Origin of the sequence: Nonomuraea sp. NPDC050153 (assembly GCF_044460125.1) — a bacterium.
Taxonomy (GTDB): Bacteria; Actinomycetota; Actinomycetes; order Streptosporangiales; family Streptosporangiaceae; genus Nonomuraea.
The window spans coordinates 172,571-195,539 of the sequence record NZ_JBITJQ010000016.1; the positions used below are offsets into that span (position 1 = coordinate 172,571).

General features: G+C 72.2%; 26 protein-coding genes. 9 read left to right on the forward strand and 17 right to left on the reverse strand.

What is annotated here, in order from left to right; translation table 11 throughout:
- The first annotated feature begins 1 nt into the window (after position 1).
- The 6 genes from ACIBQ1_RS33975 (at position 2) to ACIBQ1_RS34000 (ending at position 5,757) form a co-directional block, all read left to right on the forward strand.
- Positions 2 to 823, forward strand: coding sequence for a carbohydrate ABC transporter permease (locus tag ACIBQ1_RS33975; protein ID WP_397283395.1), 822 nt, complete (start codon positions 2 to 4; stop codon positions 821 to 823).
- A complete protein-coding gene (locus ACIBQ1_RS33980) occupies positions 820 to 2,154 on the forward strand; it encodes a GH1 family beta-glucosidase (RefSeq protein WP_397283396.1) in 1,335 nt (444 codons plus the stop codon). The genes ACIBQ1_RS33975 and ACIBQ1_RS33980 overlap by 4 nt, the downstream gene beginning before the upstream one ends.
- Positions 2,151 to 3,143, forward strand: coding sequence for a LacI family DNA-binding transcriptional regulator (locus ACIBQ1_RS33985; protein ID WP_397283397.1), 993 nt, complete (start codon positions 2,151 to 2,153; stop codon positions 3,141 to 3,143). The genes ACIBQ1_RS33980 and ACIBQ1_RS33985 overlap by 4 nt, the downstream gene beginning before the upstream one ends.
- Positions 3,140 to 4,102: an aldo/keto reductase family protein gene (locus ACIBQ1_RS33990; protein ID WP_397283398.1), complete on the forward strand. Its 963-nt coding sequence runs from the start codon at positions 3,140 to 3,142 to the stop codon at positions 4,100 to 4,102. The genes ACIBQ1_RS33985 and ACIBQ1_RS33990 overlap by 4 nt, the downstream gene beginning before the upstream one ends.
- Before the next feature lie 82 nt (positions 4,103 to 4,184).
- Positions 4,185 to 5,186 (forward strand): LacI family DNA-binding transcriptional regulator, encoded by a 1,002-nt coding sequence (locus tag ACIBQ1_RS33995; RefSeq protein WP_397283399.1) that lies wholly within the window; start codon positions 4,185 to 4,187, stop codon positions 5,184 to 5,186.
- Between the two features lie 151 nt (positions 5,187 to 5,337).
- Complete coding sequence (locus tag ACIBQ1_RS34000) at positions 5,338 to 5,757, forward strand: helix-turn-helix domain-containing protein (RefSeq protein WP_397283400.1); 420 nt, start codon at positions 5,338 to 5,340, stop codon at positions 5,755 to 5,757.
- Here ACIBQ1_RS34000 and ACIBQ1_RS34005 read toward each other — a convergent pair.
- Together ACIBQ1_RS34005 and ACIBQ1_RS34010 are read right to left on the reverse strand one after the other, a co-directional pair.
- A complete protein-coding gene (locus ACIBQ1_RS34005; protein ID WP_397283401.1) occupies positions 5,702 to 6,412 on the reverse strand; it encodes an alpha/beta fold hydrolase in 711 nt (236 codons plus the stop codon). The two genes, ACIBQ1_RS34000 and ACIBQ1_RS34005, sit on opposite strands and share 56 nt — an antisense overlap.
- A gap of 169 nt (positions 6,413 to 6,581) precedes the next feature.
- The gene (locus tag ACIBQ1_RS34010; RefSeq protein ID WP_397283402.1) at positions 6,582 to 7,121 is read right to left on the reverse strand and encodes a DinB family protein; all 540 of its coding nucleotides are present in this window, start codon (positions 7,119 to 7,121) and stop codon (positions 6,582 to 6,584) included.
- 161 nt (positions 7,122 to 7,282) lie between these two features.
- Here ACIBQ1_RS34010 and ACIBQ1_RS34015 point away from each other — a divergent pair, with 161 nt between their 5' ends.
- From ACIBQ1_RS34015 to ACIBQ1_RS34025, 3 genes are read left to right on the forward strand one after another with little or no spacing between them, the layout of a single operon-like run.
- On the forward strand, positions 7,283 to 7,765 hold the full coding sequence (locus tag ACIBQ1_RS34015) for a phosphoheptose isomerase (protein WP_397283403.1): 483 nt from the start codon (positions 7,283 to 7,285) through the stop codon (positions 7,763 to 7,765).
- A complete protein-coding gene (locus tag ACIBQ1_RS34020; RefSeq protein WP_397283404.1) occupies positions 7,762 to 8,082 on the forward strand; it encodes a HypC/HybG/HupF family hydrogenase formation chaperone in 321 nt (106 codons plus the stop codon). The genes ACIBQ1_RS34015 and ACIBQ1_RS34020 overlap by 4 nt, the downstream gene beginning before the upstream one ends.
- A complete protein-coding gene (locus tag ACIBQ1_RS34025; RefSeq protein WP_397283405.1) occupies positions 8,079 to 8,690 on the forward strand; it encodes an SIS domain-containing protein in 612 nt (203 codons plus the stop codon). The genes ACIBQ1_RS34020 and ACIBQ1_RS34025 overlap by 4 nt, the downstream gene beginning before the upstream one ends.
- 79 nt (positions 8,691 to 8,769) lie before the next feature.
- Here ACIBQ1_RS34025 and hypE read toward each other — a convergent pair whose 3' ends face one another.
- From hypE to ACIBQ1_RS34100, 15 genes are all read right to left on the reverse strand, one after another.
- Entirely contained in the window at positions 8,770 to 9,843 is a 1,074-nt protein-coding gene (hypE, locus tag ACIBQ1_RS34030) for a hydrogenase expression/formation protein HypE (protein ID WP_397283406.1), read from the reverse strand.
- Entirely contained in the window at positions 9,840 to 11,063 is a 1,224-nt protein-coding gene (hypD, locus tag ACIBQ1_RS34035; RefSeq protein WP_397283407.1) for a hydrogenase formation protein HypD, read from the reverse strand. The genes hypE and hypD overlap by 4 nt, the downstream gene beginning before the upstream one ends.
- Positions 11,064 to 11,075: 12 nt before the next feature.
- Positions 11,076 to 11,348, reverse strand: a complete 273-nt coding sequence (locus ACIBQ1_RS34040; RefSeq protein ID WP_355383076.1) for a HypC/HybG/HupF family hydrogenase formation chaperone — start codon at positions 11,346 to 11,348, stop codon at positions 11,076 to 11,078.
- Positions 11,326 to 11,718, reverse strand: coding sequence for a hydrogenase maturation nickel metallochaperone HypA (locus ACIBQ1_RS34045; RefSeq protein ID WP_397283408.1), 393 nt, complete (start codon positions 11,716 to 11,718; stop codon positions 11,326 to 11,328). The genes ACIBQ1_RS34040 and ACIBQ1_RS34045 overlap by 23 nt, the downstream gene beginning before the upstream one ends.
- Before the next feature lie 7 nt (positions 11,719 to 11,725).
- Positions 11,726 to 11,833 carry a DUF6893 family small protein gene (locus ACIBQ1_RS34050; RefSeq protein WP_397283409.1) on the reverse strand — a complete coding sequence of 36 codons (108 nt, stop codon included), beginning with the start codon at positions 11,831 to 11,833 and terminating at the stop codon, positions 11,726 to 11,728.
- Positions 11,834 to 11,839: 6 nt separating this feature from the next.
- Complete coding sequence (locus ACIBQ1_RS34055) at positions 11,840 to 12,661, reverse strand: hydrogenase maturation protease (RefSeq protein WP_397283410.1); 822 nt, start codon at positions 12,659 to 12,661, stop codon at positions 11,840 to 11,842.
- Positions 12,658 to 13,584, reverse strand: a complete 927-nt coding sequence (locus ACIBQ1_RS34060; protein WP_397283411.1) for a hypothetical protein — start codon at positions 13,582 to 13,584, stop codon at positions 12,658 to 12,660. The genes ACIBQ1_RS34055 and ACIBQ1_RS34060 overlap by 4 nt, the downstream gene beginning before the upstream one ends.
- Before the next feature lie 6 nt (positions 13,585 to 13,590).
- Positions 13,591 to 14,226 (reverse strand): DUF6084 family protein, encoded by a 636-nt coding sequence (locus ACIBQ1_RS34065; protein WP_397283412.1) that lies wholly within the window; start codon positions 14,224 to 14,226, stop codon positions 13,591 to 13,593.
- Between the two features lie 14 nt (positions 14,227 to 14,240).
- Entirely contained in the window at positions 14,241 to 14,459 is a 219-nt protein-coding gene (locus ACIBQ1_RS34070; protein ID WP_397283413.1) for a hypothetical protein, read from the reverse strand.
- Positions 14,456 to 15,091 (reverse strand): DUF5947 family protein, encoded by a 636-nt coding sequence (locus tag ACIBQ1_RS34075; protein WP_397283414.1) that lies wholly within the window; start codon positions 15,089 to 15,091, stop codon positions 14,456 to 14,458. Before ACIBQ1_RS34075 ends, ACIBQ1_RS34070 begins: the two co-directional genes overlap by 4 nt.
- A complete protein-coding gene (locus tag ACIBQ1_RS34080; RefSeq protein WP_397283415.1) occupies positions 15,088 to 15,555 on the reverse strand; it encodes a hypothetical protein in 468 nt (155 codons plus the stop codon). The genes ACIBQ1_RS34075 and ACIBQ1_RS34080 overlap by 4 nt, the downstream gene beginning before the upstream one ends.
- A complete protein-coding gene (locus ACIBQ1_RS34085; RefSeq protein ID WP_397283416.1) occupies positions 15,555 to 17,360 on the reverse strand; it encodes a nickel-dependent hydrogenase large subunit in 1,806 nt (601 codons plus the stop codon). The genes ACIBQ1_RS34080 and ACIBQ1_RS34085 overlap by 1 nt, the downstream gene beginning before the upstream one ends.
- A gap of 16 nt (positions 17,361 to 17,376) precedes the next feature.
- Entirely contained in the window at positions 17,377 to 18,423 is a 1,047-nt protein-coding gene (locus tag ACIBQ1_RS34090) for a hydrogenase expression protein HypE (protein ID WP_397283417.1), read from the reverse strand.
- Between the two features lie 165 nt (positions 18,424 to 18,588).
- On the reverse strand, positions 18,589 to 20,886 hold the full coding sequence (gene hypF / locus ACIBQ1_RS34095; RefSeq protein WP_397283418.1) for a carbamoyltransferase HypF: 2,298 nt from the start codon (positions 20,884 to 20,886) through the stop codon (positions 18,589 to 18,591).
- Between the two features lie 184 nt (positions 20,887 to 21,070).
- Complete coding sequence (locus ACIBQ1_RS34100; protein WP_397283419.1) at positions 21,071 to 22,678, reverse strand: FAD-dependent oxidoreductase; 1,608 nt, start codon at positions 22,676 to 22,678, stop codon at positions 21,071 to 21,073.
- Positions 22,679 to 22,969: the final 291 nt, after the last annotated feature.

Sequence of the window (22,969 nt, forward strand, 5' to 3'; positions counted from 1 at the left end):
CGTGCGAAACTCCGGACCCCTGGTCTACCTGACGCTGCTGGCGGCGATCGCGCTGTCGGTCTTCCCGCTCTACTGGCTGTTCGTCGTGGCCACCCGGGACAACGACGTCGTCGGCGACTGGCCGCCGCCGCTCACCCCGGGCGGCAACCTGGGCGAGAACGTCACGCGGCTCTTCGCGGCCGAGGACGCCAATTTCCTGCTGGGGATGGTCAACTCCGCCATCGCTTCGGTCACCGTGACCGTGTCGGTGGTGTTCTTCTGCTCGCTGGCCGGCTTCGCCTTCGCCAAGCTGCGCTTCCGCGGCAGGAACGCGCTGTTGCTCGTCATCCTGGCCACGATGATGATCCCGGTCCAGATGGGCATCATCCCGCTCTACATGATCATGGTGGAGCTCGGCTGGCAGAACCGGCTGCAGGCGGTCATCGTGCCGTTCCTGGTCTCGGCGTTCGGCGTCTTCCTGATGCGGCAGTACGCCGAGCGGGCCGTTCCCGACGAGTTGGTCGAGGCGGCCCGGGTGGACGGCTGCTCGACCTTCGGCATCTTCTGGAAGGTCGTGCTGCCCGCTCTTCGGCCGGGTGCCGCCGTGCTGGGGCTGTTCACCTTCATGGGCACCTGGAACGAGTTCCTGTGGCCGCTGGCCGTTCTGGAGGCCGACAACCCGACCGTCCAGTTCTCGCTCAGCCAGTTGTCCAGCACCTACTACACCGACTACACGCTCATGTTCTCCGGGACGCTGATCGCCACGCTCCCGCTGCTGTTCGTCTTCATCGCGTTCGGCCGCCAGATCATCGGCGGCATCATGGAAGGAGCCGTCAAGGCGTGAACACGTTCGATCCCGGCTTTCTCTGGGGGGCCGCCACCTCGAGCTACCAGATCGAGGGGGCGTCCGCCGAGGACGGACGCGAGCCTTCGATCTGGGATGTCTTCGCCGCGCAGCCCGGCAACGTACGCGGCGGCGTCGGCGGCGACGTCGCCTGTGACCACTACCACCGCTATCGCGACGACGTCGCCCTCATGGCCGAGCTCGGCCTGCGCGCCTACCGCTTCTCCGTGGCCTGGCCGCGGGTGCAGCCGCGCGGATCGGGGGCCGTCAACCAGCGCGGCCTGGACTTCTACCGGCGCCTCGTGGACGAGCTGCTGAGCCGCGGGATCCAGCCCTGGCCGACGCTGTACCACTGGGACCTGCCCCAGCCGCTGGAGGACGCCGGTGGCTGGCCCGCGCGGGACACGGCCCTGCGCTTCGCCGACTACGCCGCCGCCGTGCACGACGCGCTGGCCGACAGGGTGACGGACTGGACCACGCTCAACGAACCCTGGTGCTCGGCCTTCCTCGGGTACGCCACCGGAGAGCACGCGCCCGGCCGGCGTGAGCCTGCCGCCGCCATCCGTGCCGTGCACCACCTGCTGCTCGGTCACGGCATGGCCGCGAGCGCCATGAGCGGCTCGCGGGTCGGCATCACCCTGAACCCCACCCAGGCGCGCCCGGCCACCGGCTCGGCCGAGGACCTGGACGCCGCGCGCCGCATCGACGGCGTGGCCAACCGGATCTTCCTGGACCCGCTGTACCGGGCCGCCTACCCGGCGGACGTGGTCGAGAACCTGACCGAGACGACCGGCTTCGAGCACGTCCGTGACGGCGACCTGAAGGTGATCGCCGCGCCGCTGGACTTCCTCGGCGTCAACTACTACACCCCCGCCATCGTCTCCGGCGACGGCCCCGCCCACCCGCCGGGCACGCCGAGCCCGTACGTCGGGGCGGAGACGGTGCGATTCGTGGACGGCGGTCGGCCGCGGACCACCATGGGATGGGAGGTCGACGAGAGCGGGCTGTCCGACCTGCTCGTGCGGCTCGCCCGCGACTACCCGGTGACCGCCCTCTACGTGACCGAGAACGGCGCGGCCTACGACGACGAGGTGCACGACGCCGACCGGATCGCCTACCTCGATGGCCACCTGCGCGCCTGCCACGACGCTGCGGCGCGGGGAGTGCCGCTGCGCGGCTATTTCGCCTGGTCCCTGATGGACAACTTCGAGTGGGCGCATGGGTACTCCCAGCGGTTCGGCCTGGTCCACGTCGACTTCGCCACGCAGCGCCGTACCCCCAAGGACAGCGCGCGCTGGTACGCCGAGGTGATCAGGCGCGGTGGGCTGTGAGACCCACGATCGAGCAGGTGGCCGCGCACGCGGGGGTCGGCCGGAGCACGGTCTCCCGCGTGCTCAACGGCTCCTCGAAGGTGCGCCCGACGACCAGGCTCACCGTGCAGAGGGCCATCGAGGAGTTGCGCTACACGCCCAACCGGGCCGCGCGTTCGCTGGTCACCCGGCGCACGGACACGGTCGCGCTGGTCATCTCGGAGTCTCCCGAGCGCGTGTTCAGCGACCCGTTCTTCGCGGGCGTCGTACGCGGCATCGCGGCGCAGCTGACGTCGTCCGGCAAGCAACTGCTGATGACCATGGCCCGGTCGAGCAGCGAGCGGTCAGCCTTGGAGTCCTATCTCGGGGGCGGCCACGTGGACGGGGTCCTGCTGCTCTCGCTGCACCATGAGGATCCGCTCCCGTCCCACCTGGGGGAGCTCGGGGTCCCGGCGGTGCTGGGCGGCAGGCCGCTCGATCCCGCTCTCGCCGCTCATGTCGTGGACGTGGACAACCAGGCCGGAGCGTACCTGGCGGTGCGGCACCTGATCGAGCGGGGACGGCGCCGGATCGCGACCATCACGGGGCCGATGGACATGCTCGTCAGCGTCCACCGGCTGGGGGGCTACCGTGATGGCCTGACCGCCTCCGGGATCGAGGAGAGTTCCGAGCTCGTGGCGGGCGGGGACTTCAGTGAGCACAGCGGTGCCGTGGCCGTGCGGGCGCTGCTGGCTCGCAGGCCCGACCTCGACGCGGTCTTCGCCGCCTCCGACCTGATGGCACTGGGCGCGCTGCGGGTGCTGCGCGAGGCAGGCCGCACCGACGTGGCAGTCGTGGGCTTCGACGACTCGCCACTCGCCGAGCAGGCCGGGCTCACCTCGGTCCATCAGCCGGTCGAGGACATGGGCCGGGAGATGGTGCGCCTGCTGCTCATGCTGATCGGCGGCGGGACCCCGAGCCGATCGGCCCTCGTCCTCACCCCACACCTCGTGACAAGGGAGACTTCATGAAATTTCGTCATCTTGGGCGCAGCGGGCTCATGGTCAGCGAGATCGCCTTCGGCAACTGGCTGACCGAGGACACCGTCGAACCCTGCGTGCACGCCGCCCTCGACGCCGGGATCACGACGTTCGACACCGCCGACGCCTATGCCGAGACCCGCGCCGAGGAGGCGCTCGGCCAGGCGCTGCGGGGCGTCCGCCGCGAGTCGGTGGAGATCCTCACCAAGATCTACTGGCCCACCGGCCCCGGTCCCAACGACCGCGGCCTGTCGCGCAAGCACATCATGCGCTCGATAGACGGCTCCCTGCGCCGTCTCGGCACCGATTACGTGGATCTCTACCAGGCGCACCGCTACGACTACGCCACCCCTCTGGAGGAGACCCTGCGGGCCTTCGACGACCTGGTGCGAAGCGGCAAGGTCCTGTACGTCGGCGTCTCCGACTGGACGGCGGAGCAGATCGCCGACGCGCTGCGGATCGCCGACGACCTGGGCCTGGACCGGATCGTGTCCAACCAGCCGCAGTACAACATGCTCCGCAGGGTCATCGAACCGGAGATCCTCCCGCTGTGCGCCAAGGAAGGTGTCGGCCAGCTCGTCTACCAGCCGATGGCCCAGGGCGTGCTGGCCGGGCGCTACTCCCTCGGGCAGGCGCCGCCCGCCGAGGCGCGCAGGGAGTTCGTGGGCCGTCTGCTCACCGACGACGTCCTGACGCGCGTGGAGCGGCTGCGCCCGATCGCGGCGGACCTCGGGCTGACCATGGCGCAACTGGCCATCGCCTGGGTGCTGCGCGGCCCCGGGGTCTCGGCCGCGATCGTCGGCGGCTCGCGGCCCGAGCAGGTGTACGACAGCGCGGCGGCATCGGGGGCGAGCCTCGGAGACGACGTGCTCGGCGCGATCGACGAGATCTTGGACGACGTGGTGGAACGCGTGGCCGACGGACCGTTCAGCCCGCTCACCAGACCCTGATCGCGATTGGGAGCGCTTACAGACAGGAAGCCTGATACGCTCCCCATGACCAGCGTGTACACACTTGGGAGCGCTCCTAAAAATGACGGATCGGCAGCCGACGCTGGACGAGGTGGCCCGGCGAGCGGGAGTGTCCAGGGGCACGGTGTCCCGGGTGATCAACAACGCTCCGCATGTCAGCCGGGCCGCGCGGCAGGCCGTGGAGCGGGCCATCAAGGACCTGGGCTACGTGCCCAACGTCGCCGCCCGCTCCCTGGCCACCCAGCGCAGTGGCGCGGTCGTGCTGGCGGTCTCCAGCGACGACCAGGCGCTGTTCACCAATCCCTTCTTCGCCGAGGTCATCGTCGGGGTGAACGCCGCCCTGGAGGAAACCGACCTTGAGCTGCTGCTGATCCTGGCCGCCTCCGAGCGCGGCAGGAACCGGCTGGCCCGCGTCCTGCTGTCCCGCAGGGCCGACGGTGTCATGCTGCTGGCCCTGCGGGAGAACGACCCCTTGGCGAAGGTGGCCGCCGAGGGCGGCGTCCCCGTGGTGCACGGCGGACGCTCCCTGGGCGGCTCCCACCACTGGTACGTGGACGCCGACAACCGCGACGGCGCGCGCCAGGCGGCCGAATACCTGATCTCCACCGGCCGCACCCGGATCGCGACCATCACCGGGCCGCTCGACATGCATGTCGGCGTATCCCGCTACCTGGGCTTCCGCGAGGCGCTGGCGCTGGCCGGGCTCGGGGACGAGCGGGTCGCGCACGGGGACTTCACCGAGGCGAGCGGAGCCGCCGCGATGGCTCGCCTGCTGACCCGGCATCCGGACCTCGACGCCGTGCTGATCGCCTCCGACGAGATGGCCGTGGGCGCGCTCGGCGTGCTGAAAGAGCACGGCCGGGCCGTGCCCGGCGAGATCGCGGTCGTGGGGTTCGACGACGTGGTGACCGCCCGGCACACCCATCCCACCCTGACCACGGTGCGCCAGCCCATCAAGGCTCTCGGCCGCGAGATGATCCGCATGCTGCTCGCCCTGATCCGCGGCGAGCAGCCCACCCCGCTCATCCTCCCCACCGAACTGGTCATCCGCGAATCCGCCTGAACCCACATGGCGGCACCTGGGCGCTGCCGGGCCTGACCGGGGCCGTACGGTCACCGCTGCAACCCCCGCGCACCGGCTGGCCGGCGATTGTCCGTAAAACTCCGTGCGCGGGCGGTTACCATGACGGCGAGCCGGGCCTGAGGAGGCGCTCGTGCAGGAGCAGGCACTCATCACGACCCGCGAGGAGTTCGGCCAGGCGCTGACCCGGCTGCGCGAATCGGCCGGAGTGCCGGTGCGCCAGGTGGCGGCCAAGGTGGGGGCCGACATCGCCCCCAGCACGCTGGGCGACTGGTTCGCCGGGCGCGGCCTGCCCTCCCTCTCCTCACGCGACCTGCTGGTCGAGGTCCTGCGGGTGTGCGGGGTGAACGACGACGCGGCCGTCGAGCAGTGGCTCAACGCCTGGCACCGGGTACGCCGCGCGCCCGGGCGGCGGCCCGACCGCACTCGGCCGTGCCGTTTCGACAGGCAGGCCACCATCGGGCACGGTCATCGGGCGCGGTCATCGGGCGCGGTCGTCAGGCAGGGGCGATGCTTGCGGCGATTGCGCGGCCCAGCTCCTCCGGCCGGGTGAACTGCGGCCAGTGGCCCGTGGGCAGGTCGACGTAATCGACGTGGCGGATCCTGGAGAGCTCCCGCGTGAACGCGAGCGACTGCTCCATCCACTTGTGGAGCGTCGCGGTCGGGAACTCGCAGGCGATGACGGTGGCGGGCACGTCGTAGCGGCGCTCGTCGGACAGCTGCACCCGGTCGCTCGCGACGCGCGCCGGCGAGGGGATCGCCCGCGCGCGGAACGCGGCGCGCAGCTCGTCGTCGAGGTCGACGAGGTCCTCCTCCTCGAAGAGCGCCCAGTCGGGCAGCGGGATCTCGCCGTTCTCGACCGGGAGCTCGTCGTTGATGAGGCCGCCCTCGCCGGGAGGGACGCTGTCGACGTAGACGACCCGCGCCACCCGGTCGGGACGCGCGTCGGCGGCGACGTGCGCGACCGCGCCCCCGCCGGAGTGGCCGACCAGCACGACCTGGCCGCCGGCGGGGTCGAAGGAGTCGATCACCTCGACGACCGCGTCGACGTGGTCGCGCAGGGTGATCTCGGAGCGGTCGGCGTCTTTCGACTCCATGCCGGGCAGCGTGAGCGGGTGCGGGCGGTGCCCCGCCTTCTCGAGCGCGGGGACGACCTCGTCCCATGACGAGCCGTCGAGCCAGAGACCGGGAATCAGGATGATGTCCATCGCCCCGAGGTTAGGGCAGGTCACCGACAAAAAACCGAGACGCCTCCGCGCAGGCCGGCCCCCTGTGCGAGCCGGCCTCGGATCGGGCCGACCCCCGCTTTGGGGCAGGACCCTGCGCAGGCCGGCTCCCCGCTCGGGCCCGGGCCTCACGGGGTGCCGGTTCCCTCGGCTACTCGCCGGTCAGGCCGTCCACCGACTCCCGGATGAGGTCGGCGTGGCCGTTGTGCCGCGCGTACTCCTCGATCATGTGGCACAGGATCCACCGCAGGCTGGGCGCCTGCCCGTCGGCCCAGCTGCGCCGGGCCAGTTGGCCGAGGTCGCCGTCGGCCAGTGCCTCCGCAACCGCGGACCGCGAACGGGACACCGCCTCCTGCCAGAGCGCGAAGAGCTGTTCGGGGGAGTCGTCGGCCGCCGAGCTCCAGTCCCAGTCGCGGTCGGCCTGCCAGTCCACCGTGTCCCACGGAGGCGGCCAGTCCCCGCCGCGCAGCGACCTGGAGAACCAGTAGTCCTCGACGTAGGCCAAGTGCTTGATCATCCCGCCCAACGTCATCGACGACACGCCGACGGTCACCTTCAGCCCGGCCACGTCGAGATCCGAGCACTTCCACGCCAGAGTGGCGCGCTGATAGTCGAGGTAGCCCAGGAGGGTCGCGGTCTCGTCGGCCGCGAGAGGGGGCTCGGGGCGGCCCTGCTCGTCCAGTTGAGTCACGAGCGACGAGTCTAGAGGCCGGACGGGCAGGTGTCCGCGATCTCGGGTGGGTGAATCTTGCCGGGACCTTGCCGAATCGGTGACGGGGAAAGCCGCGCCGTTCGTGCCGGACCACGGTGGAATGGGCGATGTCGTGCAGCGCGGGAAGACGGGATGTCGGAGTGCTCGATCGGGTCCGTGAGGCCGCGGGAACGGCGCTGGCGGAAGACGCCGGCGCGGTCGTCGCGGCGGCGGCCGCCATGTCGTCGCGGTTCCGCGGCGGAGGCAGGCTGCTGGCGTTCGGCCGGGGCGAGGCCGCCTCGGACGCGGCTCACGTGGCCGTGGAGTTCACCCATCCGGTGATCGTGGGCAAGCGCGCGCTTCCGGCGTTCGGCCTGGGCGCCGAGCCCTCCCTGCTGCCGGTGCTGGGACGTTCCCAGGACATCGCCGTGGGGATCCGGCCGGCCGACGGTGATCTGGCCGTCGCCCGCGGGCTCGGCATGCTGACCGTCGCGCTGACGGCGGGCGAGGGGTGCGCGCAGGCCGAGCACGTGCTGGCCGCGCAGAGCACCGATCCGCTGGTCGCGAGGGAGATCCACGTCACGGTGTACCACCTGCTGTGGGAGCTGGTCCACGTGTTCCTGGAATCGGAGTGCTCCCCATGAGCGGCGAGTCCCGCGTGGCGCGCGGAGACAGCGGTGAGGCTGTCCGCGGCGACTCTCACGCGGTGCGCGGAGACAGCGACGAGCCCGTCCGCGGCGCCTCCATGGCCTGCGATGACGTCGGAGACTCGTGCGTGACGTGCGGCGATGTGGCGGTGGCGGTCCGGGTCGTGGGGTTGCTGCCCGGCGGGCTGGCTCGCGCCGGCACCGGCGAAGGGACCGAGGAGATCAGCGTGGCGCTGGTGGAGGCGCGGGTCGGGGACACCGTGCTGGTGCACGCGGGCGAGGCCATCGCCGTACTCGGAAGGGACGACCGGTGACCGGGACGCTCTACCCGTTCCTGCGGCGCGACCCGCTCGACGCGGCGGCGTCCACCGCCGAGAAGGCCCGCGAGAGCCTGGAGTTGCGGCGGCGCGTGCTCGACGAGCTGGAGGGGCCGCTGGTGGCGTGCGCGGCGGCGATGGCCGCCGCCTTCCGCGGTGGCGGGCGGCTGTTCACGTTCGGGAACGGCGGCAGCGCCACTGACGCGCAGTCGGTGGCGGCGCTGTTCACCGGCCGCGGCCTGCCCGCGGTGTCGCTGGCGGCCGACACGGCGCTCGTGACGGCGCTCGGCAACGACGTCGGCTTCGAGGTGGTGTTCGCCCGCCAGCTCGCCGCGCTCGGCGGGGCGGGCGACATCGCCTGCGCCCTGTCCACCAGCGGCGGCTCGGCCAACGTGCTGCGCGGCCTGGCGCAGGCCGCGGGCCTGCGGATGGTGACCGTCGGCTTCGCGGGCTCCGGAGGCGGCCGCATGGCCGAGGAGCGGCTGGCCGAGCACCTGTTCGTGGTCCCGTCGTCGTCGGTGCACCGCATCCAGGAGGCGCAGGCGACGCTCTACCACGTGCTGGCCGAGCTGGTGTCGGCCGAGGCCGATGCCGATGCCGGGTAAGTAGCGCGCCGCCCGCCGGGGCTCCGCGGGTGCGGGGCAGCGGGTCGCCCGCGACGCGCCGCCCGCCAGGGCCCCGGGCTCAGCAGATGCGGGGCAGCGGGTCGCCCACGAGGACGTCGACCACCCGGGTGCCGCCGAAGGCGGTGCGGAGCAGGACCAGCCCGGCCGGCGCGGTGGCGACGGTGCCGATGATCGCGGCCTCGGCCCCCAGCGGGTGGGAGCGCAGCACTTCGAGGGCCCGGTCGGCGTGCTCGCCGTCCACCACCGTGACGAACCGGCCCTCGCAGGCCACGTACAGCGGGTCGAGGCCGAGCAGCTCGCAGACGCCGGTGACCTCCGGCCGCACCGGGATGTCCTCCTCCCGCAGGACGACGGCCACCTCCGACGCGTGGGCCACCTCGTTGACGATGGTGGCCACCCCTCCCCGGGTGGCGTCCCTCAGAGTACGGACGTGCTGCGGCAGCGCGGCCAGCAGCTCGGCGACGATCCCGTGCAGCGCCGCCGTGTCGGAGGTGATCGGCGCTTCGATGCCGAAGTCGTCCCTGGCCAGCATGATGGCGGCGCCGTGCTCCCCGATCGGGCCCGAGACGAGGACCGCGTCCCCCGGCCGCGCGTGCGAGGCCGACAGCGTCACCGGCTGCTCGACGAGCCCGACCCCGGCCGTGGTGATGTAGCAGCCGTCGGCCTTGCCGCGCTGGACGACCTTGGTGTCGCCGGTCACGATCGTGACGTCGGCCGCCGCCGCGGCGGCCGCCATCGAGTCGGTGATGCGCCGCAGGTCGGTGACGGGGAAGCCCTCCTCCAGAACGAAAGCGGCCGACAGGTGGGCCGGTCGGGCCCCGCACATGGCCAGGTCGTTCACGGTGCCGTTGACGGCCAGGTCGCCGATGTCCCCGCCGGGGAAGAACAGCGGCGAGACCACGTACGAGTCGGTGGTGAAGGCCAGGCGCTCGCCGCCCACCCGCAGGAGCGCGCCGTCGTCCAGGGGCGCGAGCAGCGGGTTGCGGAACGCCTCCAGGAAGACCGCCTCGATCAGGGTGTGGGTGGCCTTGCCCCCGGCGCCGTGGGCGAGCGTGATGCGCTCCTCCCTGACGACGGGCTTGCGCCGCCGGATCCGCTCGATGCGGTCGAGCACCTGTCGCTCGCGGTTCATGCCCGGCTCGCCTCCTCCGTCAGCGGCTCGTCGGCGGCCGTCCCGCCGTCACCCGTCCGCAGCTCTGCCCCGCCGTCATCCGTCCGCGGCTGCGCCGGGCCGCCGCCCGCGCGCAGCTCCTCGCGGCTGAAGCGCCCGAAGTTGTAGTACGCGGCGCACGCGCCCTCGGAGGAGACCATGCACGTGCCGATCGGCGTCTCCGGGGTGCACGCGGTGCCGAACACCTTGCACTCCCACGGCTTGAGCACGCCCTTGAGCACCTCGCCGCACTGGCACGACCGCGGGTCGGCGACGCGGACCCCGGGCAGGTCGAAGACCCGTTCGGCGTCGAAGCGGGCGTACTCGTCCGCCATGGCCAGGGCGGAGTGCGCGATGAACCCGAGCCCGCGCCACTCGAAGTGCGGCCGCAGCCGCATCACCCGGCCGATGGCCGACAGCGCGATGTGGTTGCCGTGCCACGGCACGACGCGGGCGTACTGGTTCTCCACCTCGCAGCGGCCCTCGGCGAGCTGCGTCAGGAGCCGGTGGACCGAGTCGAGGATGTCCAGCGGCTCGAACCCGGCGACCACCATCGGCTTGCCGTAGTCGCGGGCGATGAACTCGTACGGCTGGCAGCCGATCACCGCCGAGACGTGGCCGGGCCCGATGAACCCGTCGAGCCGCAGGTCCGGCGAGTCGAGGATGGCCTTGATCGCCGGAATGATCATGACGTGGTTGCAGAAGACGGAGAAGTTCGTCAGCCCTTCGGCCTCCGCGCGCAGCACGGTCATGGCCGTGGACGGCGCCGTGGTCTCGAAGCCGATGGCCATGAAGACGACCCGGCGGTCCGGATTGGCCCGCGCGATCTTGAGCGCGTCCAGCGGCGAGTACACCATCCGGATGTCGGCCCCCGCCGCCTTGGCGTCCAGGAACGAGCCCGCCCCGCCGGGCACCCGCATCATGTCGCCGAACGACGCCATGATCACGTCCGGTTGGCGGGCGATGTGGATGGCGTCGTCCACCCGGCCCATCGGGATCACGCAGACCGGGCAGCCGGGGCCGTGCACGAGGTTCACCTCGGCCGGCAGGTGGTCTTCCAGGCCGTGCTTGTAGATGGTGTGCGTGTGGCCGCCGCAGACCTCCATGAAGGTGTATCGGCGCCCCGGCCGGCAGCGGGCGGCGATCTGCGCGGCGAGCGCCCGCGCCGTGCCCGCGTCGCGGTACTCATCGACGAACCGCATCAGAGGTCCTTCCTAGGCGATGTCCGAGGTGCGCAGCGCGTCGAGCTCGTCCTCGTACGCCTGCCCGAGCCCGTTGAGGTAGTCGAGCACCGCCTGCGCCTCCAGCTCGGAGATCTTGGACAGCGCGAACCCGACGTGCACGAGCACCCAGTCGCCGGGCTCCAGCGCCTCGTCGGCGAGCAGGCCGACGTTGATGCGCCGGCGCACGCCGCTGACGTCCACCACGGCGAGGTCTTCGTGTTCGGCCAGGCGCTCGACGAGCTCACCGGGAATGCCAAGGCACACCGGGCACCTCCCCCGTGGCAGCGCCGGAGGAGCCCGCGGCGGCGAAGGTGAGCGACTCCAGGACCAGCTCGTCGCCGCCGCTGACGTCGACGCCGTCGTCGCCGCAGCCCGGGCAGACCGCCAGCGAGTCCACCGACTCGGAGCTCTCACCGCAGTTGTGGCAGCCGACCGTCATCGGCGTGATGACGAGCTCCAGCACCGCGTCCTGCACGGTCGTGCCGGCCGCGGCCAGCGTGAACGCCTGCCCGAAGGCCTCGTCGACGACGGCGTGCCGGGCGCCGACGCGTACCCGGGCGGCCGCGACCGGCCTGCCTCCCGCCTGCCGCTCGATCAGCTCGACGAGCCCCTCGCACATCCCGATCTCATGCATGCTGCCTCTACATTCGCTCCATATTGATGTATCGCCGGATGTCCGGCCACATGCGGATGACGACCAGCGCCACCCCGCAGAGCACGACCAGCTTCACCGTGCGCGACTTCCACATCTCACATCACCTCACCGTGGGTGCCGGATCGCGGGCGTCCGGAGTGGCACTTTCCGCAATCATTTCCATAACCAGGGACTTCACTAGGCCGGCCGCCTCGCCGACCATGGCGCGTACCGGCTCACTCAGCTCGAAAGGGTCCTCCTCGACCGAGGCCGGCTCGCAGCAGACGACCCGCACCAGCGCGGGGAGCCGGCCGAGCTGCCGGGCCAGCCGCAGGACCCGGACCGGGTCCATGCCGTGCGTCTCCACCGACAGGTCGTCCCCGTCCGGCAGCTCGGGCTCCAGGACGGTGAGCGTGCCGGGAGCCAGGCCACGCGGGGCCGCGTCCACGAAGACCACGCCCGTGTAGTCGCGCTGCAGGGCATAGGCCAGGTCCATGCCGCGGATGCCGAAGTCGACGACCTCCATGCCCGGTACGCCCGCCTGCCCGGCCAGGTGGCGGGCCACCTCGACGCCGAACCCGTCGTCCCCCAGGAACACGTTGCCGATCCCGGCCACCAGGACGCGGCCGGGGGCGGGGCGGTCCTTCTGCTCCCCGAGGGGTTCGATCTCCTCGGGGGAGTAGAAGAAGCGGTGCCCGGGCAGCCGGGCCTCGCCCAGGTCGCGCCCGGGATCGTCGTCGAGCGTGACCGCGAGGTGGAAGGCGCCCTCGTCGTCCTGCTCCACGCTCTCCACGACCGCCACGCGGCCGTCGAGCACGAGGTCGAAGACGTCGGCCTGAGCGCGGGGCCGCAGCCGCACCCGGCTGCCCGGTCCGACCGGCACGCCGGCGATGACGACCTCGTCGGGGCCGCGGCCCGCCATCCGGGTCCAGAATCCAGTCATTCGTGTGGCTCCGTCCTGCGCATGATGCCGTGCAACCGCATCAGGTCCTCGGGCGTGAGGGAGTCGCAGCGGTCGAGGATCGCGCGGGCGCGCGGGTCCCCGTGGCGGATCTCCTCCCGTTCCCGGTCGCTGAGGGCCAGCACGCTCAGCGTGAGGAGCTGGTCGATCTCGGTCGCGTCGAACAGGTCGCCGGGGCTCTCCGGTGCGATCCGCGGGTGGTCGTAGAGGATGATCGGCGCGGACAGGACCGTGTGCCGGTCGCCGTCCGGCCCGGCGAGCACCGGCCAGGCGCCGGCGTTGTCGCAGGCCGCCGCCTCCGCCCGCAGGTCCTCCGGCGGGTCCATGAGCGAGACGAACCGGGCGTCCGGCGCGTGCAGCACGGTGTGCGCGGACACCAGCGTGCGCCGCATGGCCTCCTCGCGGGGGCCCCCGGGCCAGGGCGTGGTGTTGACCACCTCCACCGTGATCCGGAACAGGTCGGTGCGCAGCCGCCGCGCGCTCGCCTCGATCCGGCCGCGCAGCTCCCGCCGGCTGCGCAGCACGGTTCCCTCGGAAGACTCCTGCCCGGCGGGCACGTCGATCTTCTCGATGACCGGGCCGCCCAGCAGGTCCTCCAGGACCAGGCCCGGCATGCCCACCTCGCGCTCCTGCGCCTCCTCGCCGACCCCGGCGGCTTCCTCGCGCAGCCGGGTGATGACGTGCAGGAAGCGTACGGACACGTCGACGACGTCACGGGGCCCGCCTTCGAGCAGGCACTCGGTACGCATCAGCCACGGATGGCCGTCGTTGGCCCGCCCGTACGCCTCCGGATGGACGCCGCCGATCGTCCAGCGGTGCCGGTTCTTCAGCGACGACTCCCGGTACGGCCACAGCAGGTAGCCCTCGTACAGCACGGCCTGCGCGATCTGCCTGACAGGGTCCATGTGCGGTCAGCCTCCGCCCGTCTCCAACAGCGACCGCACCGCGTCGTCCCAGCCGAGCAGCGTGTGCCGCACCCGGTGCGCGTACAGGCGGTCGAACGTGCCGCGCTCCAGCCGGATCCACGCGGTGTCCGGGAAGTGGCGGTCCATGAGGTCCTTCCACACCCGCACCGGCATGCGGAAGTCCGCCTCGGTGTCCCACGGCAGGCAGGCCGCCTGCAGCCGCCCGTCATCGAGGTAGAACACGGTGCCGGTGAACAGGAACCGCAGCGGCACCTCGCCGTCCGGCAGGCCGTGCAGGTACTTGGTCGCGGCCACGTCGAAGTCGTACGTGCACGCGACCGTGATCGGCGCGCTCGTGTCCCCGGTGAAGGCCGGGACGTGGGTGACGGTCTGCGTCCACAGCAGGCTGGACAGGTTGCGCCCGAACTCCTCCGGCGGGCCGAACAGCTCCTTGAGCCGCTGCCGCGCGTGCTCGTCGTAGCCGCGCGCGGCAGCGTCGACGCGGATCTGCGTGGCCAGCGTCAGCGCCCGGACCGGAGCGTCCGCGCGCAGGTGGACCTGGAAACGCAGAGCGGGCGCGACGGCGGGCGTGGCCGCCTCGACGCCGCGCACCTCGATCCGCAGGGCCGGTGGTGTCGCCATCGATGGTGGTGGCATCACGCGGGTGACAGGTTGGGCATGTCGGGGTCGATCGGGTCGTGCATGCGGGGGTTCACGCCGGTCGAGCGCCGGGCCGTGGAGCGGCCGTCGGGCAGGTGGCCCTTCTGCCGCTCGTAGCCGCCCGGCGCGTTGCCCTCGGCCACGCCCTTGACGTGGGAGGGAGCGTCGGGGCGCACGTCGCGCCGCCCGGTCCTGATCGTCGACTTCTTGTTCACGCTGGGCTCCTGTCGCTGCTGGTGGCCGGCACGGTGACGGACCGGCCGCTGAGGTCGGTGAAGAATCGGGTGATGTGCTGGCGTACGTCCTTGCCGCCCGTCAGGCCCCGCCAGTGGGCGCGGATGGCGCCGACGAGCGCGTAGCAGTCGTCCACCGGCACGATCCAGGCCTCGCTGTCGACGAGCAGGGCCTCGACGTCCGGCTCCAGCTGCCGCAGCACCGGGTTGTCGCGCCGCAGCAGCTCCCAGGCGGTCCGGTCGGCGGGAGCCCGCACCGCTCCGGCCGGGCTCGGGTAGTACAGGACCGGGAGGCCGGTGTCGGAGTCGTGGATCAGGAAGACCGTGCGGACCGGGGCCCGCAGGCGGGTCCAGGCGCCCTCGTCCAGGCGGAAGCCGCTCAGCCGCCAGCGGCGCTCGGGCACCAGCCGGTAGTGCCCGCCACCGGCCGCCGCGTGGTCGAACAGCACCTGGCAGGCGCGGCACGCGCAGCGCAGCTCGCGCCCCGCCAGCTCCAGCAGGTGGCGGTGGACGGCGGGCAGCGGCTCGGCGCACAGCTCGCAGCGCTGGGCGCGCAGCTCGCGCCGCGCGGGCTCGGCTGCCTGCGTGGCGAGCCGGCGCAGCAGGCCCGTCATGGCACCGGCGCCCGCGAGGCGGGGCGGACGGCCAGGCTCTCGATCGGGATCAGGGCCGCGTCGGCGACCTCGACCTCGACCTCGACCTCGACCCGCTCGATCTCCGGGGCCACCTCCAGCACCGCCTCCCGGAGGGCCGACGCCGCCCCGGCCGCCGAGGAGCGGCAGCCGGTCGGGCGTACGCGCAGCCGCACCAGGTCGCCCTCGACGGCGATCAGGTCGGCGGATCCGGCCAGCGCCTGCTCCACCCGGGCCCGCGTGTCCAGCGGGTGCAGATCGTGCAGCAGGAGCAGGGGCGAGACCAGCTCGTCGGCGCCCAGCCGCGCCGCCGCCTCCTCGCCCACGACTGTCATGACCCGGGCCAGGCCCTCGCCGTACAGGCCGAGCACCTCGGCGACGAGCTCCGTGGCGGCCGGGTCGGCCTTTTCGAGCAGGGCTTCGATCCTGCGGACGCGCTCGTTCATCAGCCGGAGACGCTCGCGCCGAACGTGGGCGAGTGCACTTGTTTCAGCACCTTGCCGTCGCCGAGGTACATGTGCACTCCGCAGGGCAGGCACGGGTCGAAGCTGCGCACGGTACGCATGATGTCGATGCCCTTGAACGAGTCGGCGCCGTTCTCCTCGAAGATCGGCAGCCCCTGCACCGCGTCCTCGTACGGCCCCGGCGTGCCGTGCCTGTCGCGCGGGCTGGCGTTCCACGGCGTCGGCGGGTACGGGTGGTAGTTGGCGATCTTCCCGTCGCGGATCACCACGTGGTGCGACAGCACGCCGCGCACCGCCTCGTGGAAGCCGCAGCCGATCGCCTCGTCCGGCACCTCGAAGTCGGTGAACACCTGCGTGCGCCCGGCCCGCACCTCGCCCATCGCCTGTTCGAGGAAGTAGACGGCCATCGCCGCCGCGTACGCCACGAAGTAGACGCGGGCGCGGTTGCGCTCGATGGTGTTCGCCCAGCGCGGGATCCGCCACTCCATCCGCGTCTCCGGGAAGGCCGCGCTCTTGGGCAGGTGGATCTCCACGCTCTGGCCCGTGGCCTTCACCGTGCCGGTGTCGACGAGGCCGGCCAGCGCCGTGGTCCACAGCCGGGCCAGCGGGCCGCCGCCGGTGTCGAGCGCCAGGTGGTCGCCGGTGCGCTTGTCGTACCAGCGGGGGCTCATCACCCAGCTGTAGTTGCCGTTCTCCAGGTCGCGTTTCTGCGGCTTGGGCAGGGTCGTCTGGTTCCACGGGTGGCGCTGGTCCACCGGGTTGCCCAGCGGGTCGTGGGTGACGAACGTCTCCTCGGCCTGCCAGTCGTCGTAGTAGGAGCTGCCGAGCAGGATCCTGATGCCGAGGTTGATGTCCACCAGGTTCGTCGTCACCAGCTCGCCGTCCACCACGATGCCCGGCGTGACGAACATCCGCCGGCCCCACTCGTTCATGGTCCGGTAGTCGTAGTCGGCCACCGCCGGATCCTGGAACGAGCCCCAGCAGCCGAGCATCACGCGCCGCCGGCCGACCTCCTCGTAGCCGGGCAGCGCCTCGTAGAAGAAGTCGAAGAGGTCGTCGTTCATCGGGACGGACCGCTTGACGAAGTCGAGGACCCTCAACAGCCGCACCATGTAGTCGGTGAACACCTGCGGGGTCGCCACGGTGCCGACGCCGCCGGGGTAGAGCGTGGACGGGTGCACGTGCCGGCCCTCCATCAGGCAGCACATCTCCCTGGTGATCCGGCTCACCTGCAGCGCCTCGCGGTAGAGGTCGCCGCTGAACGGGTTGCAGGCCCGCATGATGTCGGCGATCGTCCGGTAGCCGTGGATCGCGGAGTTGGGCGCCAGGGTCGTCTCGGCCCGGCGCAGCAGGCTCGGGTTGGTCTCCTTGACCATCTGCTCGCAGTAGTCGACGAAGACCAGGTTGTCCTGGAAGAGCGTGTGGTCGAACATGTACTCGGCGGCTTCGCCCAGGTTGATGATCCACTCGCCCAGCGGCGGAGGTTTGATGCCGTACGCCATGTTCTGCGCGTAGATCGAGCAGACCGCGTGGTTGTCGCCGCAGATGCCGCAGATGCGGCTGGTGATGAAGTGGGCGTCACGCGGGTCCTTGCCCCTCATGAACACGCTGTAGCCGCGGAACAGCGACGAGGTGCTCTTGCACTCGACGACCTCGCGGTTCTTGAAGTCGATCTTCGTGTAGATGCCCAGGTTCCCGATGATCCTGGTGATCGGGTCCCAGGACATCTCGACCAGCTCGCGGGCCTCGCCCTTGAGCTTCCTTTCCCCTGCCGTACGGGTTGCCACCTCGCCGCTCTCCCTCTTAGCCGTTTCCCCAGCGCGGGTCGAACCCGCTCGTCAGCCTGCGGCGGTTGTGGCGCCACTTGGGCTCCTTGTTCGCCGCCTTGTTGGTGATCGCGCGAAGCCTGCGGATCATCGCGCCGTACGCGCCGCTCATCGCGACCGAGACCGCCGCTCCTGGGGGTTCGTCCATGAAAGGCATGAACTTGTCGGGAAAGCCGGGCATGGTGCAGGCGATGCAGATGCCGCCCACGTTCGGGCAGCCGCCGACGCCGTCCATCCAGCCGCGCTTGGTGACGTTGCAGTTGACCACCGGCCCCCAGCAGCCGACGCGCACGAGGCACTTGGGGGAGTTGTAGTCGTGGGCGAAGTCGCCCTGCTCGTAGTAGCCGGCCCGGTCGCAGCCCTCGTGCACGGTCTTGCCGAACAGCCAGGTGGGGCGCAGCATGTCGTCGAGCGGGATCGTCGGCGCCATGCCCGCCGCCTGGTACAGCAGCCAGGTCAGCGTCTCGGTGAAGTTGTCCGGCTGGACGGGACAGCCCGGGATGTTGACGATGGGCAGCCCGCCCGCGGAGCGGAAGTCGCGGCCCAGGTAGTCGGCCAGGCCCATGCAGCCGGTCGGGTTGCCGGCCATGGCGTGGATGCCGCCGTACGCCGCGCAGGTGCCGATCGCGACCACGGCCCAGGCCTTGGGCGCGAGCCGGTCGATCCACTGGTTGACCGTGATGGGCTGGCCGGTGGCCGGGTCGTTGCCCATGGACGTCCAGTAGCCCTCGCCGTTGATCTTCTCGTTCGGGATCGAGCCCTCGACCACGAAGATGAACGGGCCGAGCTCGCCCTCGTGGGCCCGGTGGAACGGCGCCATGAAGGCGTCGCCCGTCTCCGCGGCCAGCACCTTGTTGTGCAGGTGCACCTTGGGCAGTCCCGGTACGAGCCCGAGCAGGACGTCTTCCAGGCTCGGCAGCGTGGCGGCGGTGACCGAGACCGTGTCACCGTCGCAGCTCATGCCCTCCGAGGTCCACAGGATGTGCACCTCGTCCAGGGCTTTCGGTGTCTGTGTGGTTGTCATGGCCCAAGCCCCCTTCTTGGCCCGTGTAGAGGTTTAGGCCCTCATATCGTTTGGTATCGGACCCGCGACTCTACGTAGCGGACATACCGTGATGACGGGGGTTGTAAACCACGGCGTGCACCCTGCCACCCGTGGTGAGCTGCGCGAACGCGGGTCCACGCGGCCTCACGGGGAGGTGCCGGCACGCCCCGTGGAGTGCTCGCCGAGCCGGTCCCGGGCGGCGGCGACGGCCACCTGGCCGAGGCTGATGCCGCCGTCGTTGGCCGGCACGCCGGAATGGGTGAGCACCCGGAACCCGGCCCCGCTCAGCCGCTCCAGCGTGCGGCGCAGCAGCAGCAGGTTCTGGAAGACGCCGCCGGACAGCGCGACCGTCGCCAGCCCCGTCTCGTCGCGCAGCATCCGGCAGCAGCGCACGATGAGATCGCTCACGCCGTTGTGGAAGCGGGCCGAGACGACCGGCGCGCCGACGCCCGCGGCCAGATCCGCCGTGGCGGCCCGTACCAGGTCCGAGCCGGCCGCCACCAGCACGCCGCCGTCGCGGGAGACGGCCGCCGGGTAGCCGTCGCGCTCGCCGGGGTCGGCGAGCTGTTCCAGCTCGATCGCGGCCTGCCCTTCGTAGGTGATGGCGTCGCGCACGCCGAGCAGCGCCGCCACCGCGTCGAACAGGCGGCCCGCGCTCGACGTGAGCGGCGCGGCCGGCCCGCCGCGCCGGGCCAGCGCCGTCACCTGCCCCCACCGCGGCTGGTTGCGCCGGGCCACGGCCAGCGTCTCGCCGTCGCCGTCCAGGTACGCGGCGGCCATCCGCCACGGCTGCCTGATCGCCGCGGCGCCGCCCGGCATCGGCACGGGGGCCAGATGCCCGGCCCGCTCGAACGAGGCCAGGTCGGCCAGGAGGAACTCGCCGCCCCACAGGGTCCCGTCGAGGCCGTAGCCGAGCCCGTCGAACGCGACGCCGATCACCCGGCCGTGCTCGCCGTTGTCGGCCAGGCAGGAGGCGATGTGCGCGTGGTGGTGCTGGACGCCGACCAGCTCGACGTCCGGCAGGCCCAGGGCGTGCTTGGTGGACAGGTACTCCGGGTGCAGGTCGTGGGCCACCACCTCGGGACGCACGTCGAACAGCGCGGCGAAATGCGAGATCCCCTCCACGTACGACCGGAAGGTCTCGTAGTTCTCCAGGTCGCCGATGTGCGGGGAGACGAACGCGTGCCGCCCCTTCGCCACGCAGAAGGTGTTCTTCAGCTCGGCCCCGCAGCCGAGGATCTGCCGGGGCGCCTCCCCGGCCAGCGTGAACGGGCTCGGGGCGTGGCCGCGCGAGCGCCGCACGGCCATCCCCTTCCCTCGGAAGGGCCGCACCACCGAGTCGTCGGCGCGCAGGTGGATCGGCCGGTCGTGGCCGAGGAACGCGTCCGCGATGCCGCCCAGCCGCTCCACGGCGTCGCGGTCGTCGTACGCGATCGGCTCGTCCGAGCGGTTGCCGCTGGTCAGCACGATCGGGGCGCCCGCGTCGGCGAGCAGCAGGTGGTGCAGCGGCGTGTAGGGCAGCATCAGGCCGAGCCGGCGGTTCCCCGGCGCGACCGCCCCGGCCACCGGCGCGGCGAGCGAGGTGTCAGGGCGGCGCGGCAGCAGGACGACGGGCCGCGCGCGATCGGTCAGGAGCGCGGCGGCGACCTCGTCCACCTCGCACAGCCGCCGCGCCGCGGCCAGGTCGGCGACCATGACCGCGAACGGCTTGTCCTCGCGCTGCTTGCGCCGCCGCAGCTCGGCGGCGGCGCCCTCGTCGGTGGCCAGCACCGACAGGTGATAGCCGCCCAGGCCCTTCACCGCCAGCACCCCGCCCTGACGCAGCACCCGCACGGCGCCGGCCAGCGCCTCTTCAGCTCGCGGGTGGCCTGCCGCGTCCTCCAACCTGAGCGTGGGGCCGCACGCCGGGCAGCAGGTGGGCTGGGCGTGGAAGCGCCGGTCGGCCGGATCGTGGTACTCGGCCAGGCAGCCGTCGCACATCGCGAACCCCGCCATCGTGGTCAGCGGCCGGTCGTACGGCATCGCCCGCACGATCGTCAGCCGCGGCCCGCAGTTGACGCAGTTGACGAACGGGTAGCGGTAGCGCCGATCGGCGGGGTCGGCCAGCTCGGCCAGACAGTCGGCGCAGGTCGCGATGTCGGGCGACACCAGCGTGCGCGACGTCCCCGCCGGGCCGCTCGCGACGATCCGGAAGCGGCCGTCCGCGTGCACCGTGCCGGAGGTGACGGTCACCCGCTCGATCGCGGCCAGCGGGGGCGCGTCGCACTCCAGCCGCACCAGGAACTCCGCGATCTCGCCGCGCCCGCCCTCCAGCTCGACGAACACGCCGTGGGCGTCGTTGCCCACCCGGCCCGCCAGCCCGAGCCGCGTGGCCAGCCCGTGCACGAACGGCCGGAACCCCACCCCCTGAACGACGCCCTCGACCCGGACCCGTACCCCCATCGGGCCAGTCTGCAACGGAACCGGCCCGGACTGAACAACCCCGGCGGCGAGGCGCGGATTTTGCCTCCGACCAGCGGGAACGCTCACGCCGGGAGGTGTCGTCGAACTCCGCGCAGAGGTCGCGGGGCCGGGTCCGGCGGGTCGGCGACGATCCGCCGCCCGCTCGCCGTGGTCAGCGCCGTGGTCAGCGCCGCGGCTGCAGCGTCACGCGGCGCTCGTCCGGGTTGTGGCCGGTCAGCACCACGGTCGCGCCGTAGAGGGGGGAGACCCGCTGCGGCACGTCGGCCGGCATGACCGGCGTCTCGGCGGGCCGTCCGACCATGCCGGGGCCGGGCGGGAACGGCGCGGCCCGCTCGATCTGCGACTGGTAGAAGCCGAGCCACATCGCCTGGTCGAAGGCGACCGCGGCGGTGATGCGGCCCCGGTTGCCGTAGACGGCGACGAAGCGCCGCTCGGCCACCGAGCCCTGCGCGATGACGACCTCGTCGGCGAAGGTCGGCACCCCGACCGACTTGATGTTGACGCCGAACTGGGCGGACCAGAAGACCGGCAGGGACACGTGCGGCCAGCGGTCGCTCTCGGCGCTGATCATGTTGTGCGCCGCGACCTGGGCCTGGGTCACCGCGTTGCCCCAGTGTTCGAGGGACAGGAACTGGTACTCGTACACCGGGTGCGGGAAGCGCGCCACGTCGCCGGCGACGAAGACGTTGTCGGTGACCAGGGCGTTGACGTCGAACGCGCGGCAGCCCGCGTCGCAGGCGACGCCCCACACCCCGGCGGCCAGCCCGGAGCCCTCCAGCCATTCGACGTTGCGCTCCGCGCCCAGCGCGGCCACCGCCACGTCCACGTCGAGCGTGCTGCCGTCGGACAGCCGCGCCCGGCGCAGCCGCCCGTCCCCGTCTCCTTCGAGTGCCTCGACGCTGACCCCGCAGCGCAGGTCCACGCCGTGATCGCGCTGAATGTCCGCCGCGATCGCCCCGATCGTCCCGCCCAGCGCGCCCGCCAGCGGCGTCTTCCCGCGCTCGGTGACCGTGACGTCCAGGCCCAGCTCGCGGCAGACGGAGGCGACCTCCGACCCGGTGAAGCCGGCGCCGATGATCAGCACGCGCCTCGGGCCCGCGACCAGCCGCTCCCGCAGCCGCGCCGCGTCCTCGTTGGTACGCAGCACGAACACCCCGTCGAGGGCGGCCTCCCGCGCGTCCGGCCAGGGCCGGGCCCGCGCTCCCGTGGCGATCAGCAGGCGGTCGAAGTCCACCTTGCGGCCGTCGGCGAGGTGAACCTGCCTGGCCGCCAGGTCCAGGCCGGTCGCCGCCTGCCCGAGCAGCCATTCGGCCTCGAACTCGGCGCGCCGGGGCAGCGCGGTGTCCTGCGCGGTCACCTGCCCGGTCAGGACCTGCTTGGACAGCGGCGGCCGGTCGTACGGCTCGTACGGCTCCGCGCTGATCAGCGTCAGCGTCCCGGCGTAGCCCTCCCTGCGCAGCGTCGCCGCTGCCCGCAGGCCGGCCAGCGAGGCGCCCACGATGACGACGCGGCCGATCTCCACCGGCCTCCTCCTGGGGCCCGGCCTGGGCGGGGCGGCCTTCTCCGGCCTTCCGAGCGTGTGGACCTGGTCGACCACCAGGGCCTGGACCGGGCAGGCCGCGGCGGCGCGCAGGACGCGGGAGCGCTCCGAGTCGTCCGGGTGGAGCTCGTACATGAGGGCTTCGGAGCGATGCATCGCGAAGACGTCCGGCGCGAGGAAGGCGCACTGCCCGTACCCCTCGCAGCGGGTGAGATCAACGACGACTCTCATCTGGATCGTCCTTTTCGAAACGTGGCGCCGATGATTACTGTAAGTAATCATCGGCTGGCATACCCATTGCGGTCATAGCCATACCAACCGCCCGCGGGTCAGCGCCGGGCCGTCAGCGCCAGCACGTCCGCGAGCGGCCGGCTCCCGCCCGGCGCGGCTCGGGCCCCACCCGAACGCCTCGCGCACGTGCGCGACCAGTTCCGTCACCAGGCTCAGCCCTCCGTGTGACCCGGAACGGCCAGTATGGCCCCCTTGACAGCGGGGCGCGCCTGGTTGAAAGCTGATTCCAGA